The following is a 5,137-nucleotide window of genomic DNA, read 5'->3' as shown; positions in this document are numbered from 1 at the left end:
TCCCGTTTTGAAACAGACCCTGTCTTGAGACGAAACACCGGACGAAACGTGTCAAAGAGGCGAGACGAGATGAAACACGGCGTGACGCAAACTCTTTATTCTTATTGGGACAACCTGCGCGGCGCCCGCCCTGCCCCAAATCGCAGCGAAGTCGACCCGAGTGAAATTCGCGGGCTCCTTGGTGACACCTTCATTCTGGAAACGAACGGACCGCACGACGTTCGCTATCGCCTTGCCGGTACGCGTCTTTGCTCGGCGCATTGTCGTGAACTGAAAGGCCGCAACTATCTGAGGGGCTGGAATACCAAGGACAAGGAAGCTCTGGAAAGCCTGATTGCAGCCATAACAGAAGATGCAGCTGCGGCAGTCATCGGCGTCAACGGCCACACAGAGCGCGGCCAGATCCTGCAAATGGAGATGTTGCTCGTACCGCTGAATGTACCAGGTGAAGGGCGGACCCGCATTTTGGGAAGCTGCACACCGATGGAAAAGCCTTACTGGATCGGTCTGCATCCCATACTGAACCAGTCCATCAGCAGCCTTCGCCTGGTATGGCCGGACGAGCGGCCCTATTTCGTCGACACGGCAACACCAGTAAACCCGATCCTGCCGCGCTTCACAGCCGAGGGGATGGTGATGCCGACACCTCCCCTGCCGCAAGGAGCGGAGCGCAAGGTCGGTCACCTCACGGTTTATTCAGGCGGCAAATCCTGAATCACCTGGCAGGCAGAAGGAGTGGTTCCTAAAACCATAGAAGTTCTGACTGCCAGGCCCTGATTGAGTGGCGGCTGTGCTGTTTTTTAGGGTTTCACAGCCGTCACTTGACGGAAACGTCATGCATTCTCTTGTTATTTCGACGCCAAACGCACGAAATTTATGCGTTATTGCCCTAGACCTGAGCCATCTGATCGCTACACTCTTACACATCGTTAACCCCAGCGGCCTAAAGTAGTGGAAAGACGTCTAGAGATTCGCATCTCGGCACGGGAGAAGTGCGGTATCGCACGTTTTTGGATAGAGCAGGCATGAGCGCCGGATTGGCAACAGCACCAGAGGGAAGCAAATCGCTTCAAGTCACTGATCGCCGTCGGCATCAACGGGTTCAGGTTAATATTCTGGGCCGTTTCATGCTTGAGGATCGTCAGGAATATCCCTGTCAGGTGATTGATATGTCGCCCGGTGGAATGGCGATGATCACTCCTGTTACCGGACGTGTCGGTGAACGGGTCGTTGCTTATCTGGATCATCTTAGCCGCGTCGAAGGCAGAATCGCCCGTCTGATCGACGGAGGCTTTGCTGTTGAACTGCGCAACACAGCCCGCAAGCGCGACAAAATCGCGAACGTCCTGACATGGCTTGCCAACCGCGATGAGCTCAACCTGCCTGAAGATCGCAGGCATGACAGGTTTGTTCCAAAGAATCCAATGACCCGAATGGTTCTGCCGGACGGTTCAGAGCATGTTTGCCGGATCATCGACGTTTCATTGTCCGGCGCGGCTATCGCCACTGATATTCATCCGGAAATGGGCGACAGCATCACCCTCGGCAAGATGGTTGCAAGAGTTGTCCGGCCCATTGAAGGTGGAATTGCGGTCGAATTTGCCGCCGTTCAAAGCCGTGAATTGCTGGAACAACACATCTCAGCACCCGACGGGCTCTGACTATCTTCACTGACAGTACCCCACCTCACTAGACATAGCTTTCCTACACCGGCACTGTTGGTGTAACGGAGAAAGCCCGCGCCTGTTTGACGGCCTTGACAGGCAGTCGTGCAGTTTTTTTTGTTTGAAACGACAAAAAATTCCACGACGTTGGCGACACATCAAAGCTTGTTTTTACTTGAAAACGGACGCCGCCTGCGATTGCTCCCTCAGTGAAATCATTTTCCCAAAAGCCTGAAAAACAGAAAAATTTCATATGGTTACCTGAAAACAGATCAAATTTTACAAAAGTTCAATTAGAACTTAAATCAAACAAGCGTCAAATAAATATAAAATAAGAATAAAAGTAAACTAAAGTATTGATTAAGTTATAGCTTGAAGATTTTCTGGAAGTAAAATCGAAAATGTCATCTTAGCGCCAGCCTTGGGGAGGGCGTTATGATGAAATTACTTAAGACTACAATCATCGCATCTGCACTGATCATGAGTACTGCTGCAGGCATTTCTACTGCGCAAGCCGAGCCGGGACGCTTCATGGATATGAAGACCAAGGTCAAGGCACCAATCGGATACACCCAGTTCTGCCGGGACAACACCTGGGCATGCTCTGACGAAAATTACGATCCTGTGGTCGTGCGACTGGACGAGACACTTTGGCAAAAGCTCATCGAAATCAACGCGGAGGTGAACCGACGCGTCAGGCCGATGACTGATGAAGACCTCTTCGGCAAAGTCGAGCACTGGTCCTACCCGGTCGACGGATATGGCGACTGCGAGGAATACGTTCTTGAAAAGCAACGTGTCCTCATCGAAGCCGGATGGCCGAAAAGTGCTCTTCTGATAACCGTCGCAAAGGATATGCAGAATTCGGGTCACGCCGTTTTGACGGTACGCACGGACCATGGCGACATGATCCTGGACAACCAGATCGAAGCGGTGTTGCCCTGGTATTCAACCCCATACCGTTACATCAAACGCCAGTCTGCAAGCTCGGCAATGAAGTGGACCGGCATTTCCGACCAACGCGTTACGACCGTCAGTAGCGTCACCAGATAGATCAGAACAGGTTTGGGATTGGCCCGTTGCGGGCCCAAGGAACGATCCGGTCGCGTCCCCACCCTCCCCATCCCTACCACGACCGGGTCCAGGGAACCGGCCTGCCCCCGCAGGCCGGTTTCCGACATCGTGATCGCTTGTAACAGGTCAGATTTCGCGTAGTCCGGATTTGAATCGCCGCCAATTGCGCACATATCCATCCGCGGATTTTCGGATATCATCAGCCGCCTGATCCGGCAGGGTGCGCACAATCTTTCCAGGCACACCCACCACCAACGAATTGTCTGGAATCACCTTGCCTTCAGCGACAAGTGCATTTGCACCGACAATGCAGTTGGATCCGATAATGGCACCATTCAAAATGGTTGCTCCCATTCCGATCAACGCATTGTCCTTGATCGTGCAGCCGTGGAGAATGGCATTGTGTCCGACAGTACAATCGGCGCCGATCGTCAACGGAAAACCCATATCCGTGTGAAATACACACCCGTCCTGCACATTTGAACGAGCACCGACCGCAATCCGCTCATTATCTCCACGAAGCATTGCACCGAACCAGACGCTGGCTTCGTCCATCAGCAGGACGTCACCAATAAGGGTCGCGTTTGGTGCGACCCAATAGTCACCGCTCTCAGGAAATATCGGTGCACGTCCTTCAAGAGAATAAATCGGCATGAGATCCTCAGACAAATCCAACCAGGATCAAGGCGACATTCATGACCATGATGCCGGAGCAAACGCTCCACATGCCGGCAATTGTCGAAGACGCGACCAGCCAACCCAAGGGTCTGTTTTCAATCCGTCGCCCTCTGATCGCATTGCGCATGATGATAAAAGGGCCTGCGAACACGCACATGATAACCGCAGTCACCAAGCTGACGGATCCCTCGCCGGTAAAATTGAAACGAGGTGGTTCCTGTGTGACGAGCTGATAGAGACTCCCCAACACTCCCGCGGCTACGAACCCGGCGCTTGCGATATATCCAACGAGAAGAAGATCAAACAGCACACTCATTAACCCCCTGTTAACCTTTCAGGCAAGAAAGTGATTAAGAATTAGTAAAGGGTCAAGTGCAAAGACTGTGCCGGAAAGGCAAATGGGCAAAAACCCTCAAATATGGTTTATACTGCGGGGCTTAGACACTTCTCTGATCGGAACAGCTGTTCCGTTCCAGGACAGCTTGTCCCAATCCGGCGCATGTGCTTCACAGGAGAATGTCCTGTGACGCCCCTGTTGTTGCCAGAACCGAGCAAGGCTCAACCGCGTCACTTCACCTACCTGGCATTGGCCATGTGCGTTCTGGCAATTGCCCACATTGCAGAGCGAACAAGCTACTGGTCGAAATACTGGCAAAACGGTGCAACCGAAACCTTCGGCAAAAAACCGGTCACATTGAGCGTTGGCACCGTAGAGGTCACGCTGCCGCTCGAATTCATTACGACCTCACGACAACGCTACAGGGCTCTGGGGGCCGACACCAACTTCAAGACGCTGCGCCTGTCCATGACATGGCCGTTCCTTGATGCCCCTCCCCTGCACACAAATGTCTTTAGTGACAGTGCAGACAACGAACGGACAATCCTGGTCGAATTGGAAAGCAATCCCGGACGCGAAAGCCTTCGCGCGCGTCTGGATCCATTTTACAGACGGCTTGCGCGTGGCGGTGAAATTCGTGGACCGGATGGCTTGAAGATTTTGACGCTGTCCTCACGTGGTTCGCCAACCAGCGACCTGATCGTCTATGACCCGTCGGTGCAAAACGGATTTATTGCCCGCTGTCTGAAAAAAGTGGCGACCGGCAGAAGCATCTGCCACAGAGCCATCGTGTTGGCGTCAGGTCTTGAGCTGAGATACCGCTTCGACCGCAGTCTTCTGCCGGACTGGCGCAAGCTGGATAAATCCATCATCCGAAAGATCGCGAGCTTTCGTGTCAACTGATCTGAATTCCGAATAAAATTCGGGCGGCCTCCTTTAGGAACCCGCCCGAAAAACTTCTGATCTTGAGCTATACTGGCTCAGACTTCATCGAGGTCGATCTCAAGAATTGCCATCTGGAAATTCCAGCTGAGATCATCGTCTTCGTCATCACGGAAAATCACGCCGATAAACTCATCTCCGATATAGACCTCGGCGGAATCGTCCTTACGCGGGCGTGCCCGCACCTGAAGGCTCTGCAGCTCGAATTTTGAACGCAGGTAAGCTTCGATCTTTCGGATTTCATCGGGTTTCACGGCGCTCTCCTTATCAATTGCCGTCAGCATTTTTCTAGCGCGGAACCTACAAGACCAGAGGCAAAAGCCAAAGTCTTTCCGGTGACTATCCCCGTCTTCCTTGCCTCAGCCGGACTGACCGGTCTCGTCGCCCAGCAATTGGTTCATGCTGCGCGCCGGTTCGGTGCATCCCGCCTTGCCAACAACTC

At 53.0% G+C, this 5,137-nt stretch carries 8 protein-coding genes; 4 read left to right on the top strand and 4 right to left on the bottom strand.

Annotation, left to right across the window (positions count from 1 at the left end):
• Both K5905_RS27110 and K5905_RS27105 read left to right on the top strand, forming a co-directional pair.
• The coding region (locus K5905_RS27110) for a PAS domain-containing protein (RefSeq protein WP_297590123.1) at positions 1–714 on the top strand (714 nt) is incomplete at its 5' end.
• A 311-nt stretch (positions 715–1,025) separates the two neighbouring features.
• The gene (locus tag K5905_RS27105; RefSeq protein WP_297590120.1) at positions 1,026–1,661 is read left to right on the top strand and encodes a PilZ domain-containing protein; all 636 of its coding nucleotides are present in this window, start codon (positions 1,026–1,028) and stop codon (positions 1,659–1,661) included.
• A 43-nt stretch (positions 1,662–1,704) separates the two neighbouring features.
• On the opposite strand, the gene K5905_RS27100 is transcribed toward K5905_RS27105, so the two are convergent.
• Positions 1,705–1,917, bottom strand: coding sequence for a hypothetical protein (locus K5905_RS27100; protein WP_297590118.1), 213 nt, complete (start codon positions 1,915–1,917; stop codon positions 1,705–1,707).
• 185 nt (positions 1,918–2,102) lie between these two features.
• Between K5905_RS27100 and K5905_RS27095 the strand changes: the two genes are divergently transcribed.
• Positions 2,103–2,717 carry a transglutaminase-like cysteine peptidase gene (locus K5905_RS27095; RefSeq protein ID WP_297590116.1) on the top strand — a complete coding sequence of 205 codons (615 nt, stop codon included), beginning with the start codon at positions 2,103–2,105 and terminating at the stop codon, positions 2,715–2,717.
• 147 nt (positions 2,718–2,864) lie between these two features.
• Here the strand turns inward: K5905_RS27095 and K5905_RS27090 are convergent, their stop codons facing one another.
• Both K5905_RS27090 and K5905_RS27085 read right to left on the bottom strand, forming a co-directional pair.
• The gene (locus K5905_RS27090) at positions 2,865–3,392 is read right to left on the bottom strand and encodes a gamma carbonic anhydrase family protein (protein WP_297590115.1); all 528 of its coding nucleotides are present in this window, start codon (positions 3,390–3,392) and stop codon (positions 2,865–2,867) included.
• Between the two features lie 7 nt (positions 3,393–3,399).
• Positions 3,400–3,732, bottom strand: coding sequence for a hypothetical protein (locus K5905_RS27085; protein WP_297590112.1), 333 nt, complete (start codon positions 3,730–3,732; stop codon positions 3,400–3,402).
• 207 nt (positions 3,733–3,939) lie between these two features.
• On the opposite strand from K5905_RS27085, the gene K5905_RS27080 reads away from it, so the two are divergent.
• Positions 3,940–4,656 carry a hypothetical protein gene (locus tag K5905_RS27080; RefSeq protein WP_297590109.1) on the top strand — a complete coding sequence of 239 codons (717 nt, stop codon included), beginning with the start codon at positions 3,940–3,942 and terminating at the stop codon, positions 4,654–4,656.
• Positions 4,657–4,733: 77 nt separating this feature from the next.
• On the opposite strand, the gene K5905_RS27075 is transcribed toward K5905_RS27080, so the two are convergent.
• Entirely contained in the window at positions 4,734–4,949 is a 216-nt protein-coding gene (locus K5905_RS27075; protein WP_297590106.1) for a DUF3126 family protein, read from the bottom strand.
• Positions 4,950–5,137 lie beyond the last annotated feature (188 nt).

The organism is Roseibium sp. (assembly GCF_025698965.1).
GTDB lineage: Bacteria > Pseudomonadota > Alphaproteobacteria > Rhizobiales > Stappiaceae > Roseibium.
This window is presented reverse-complemented; position numbering and strand designations above follow the sequence as displayed.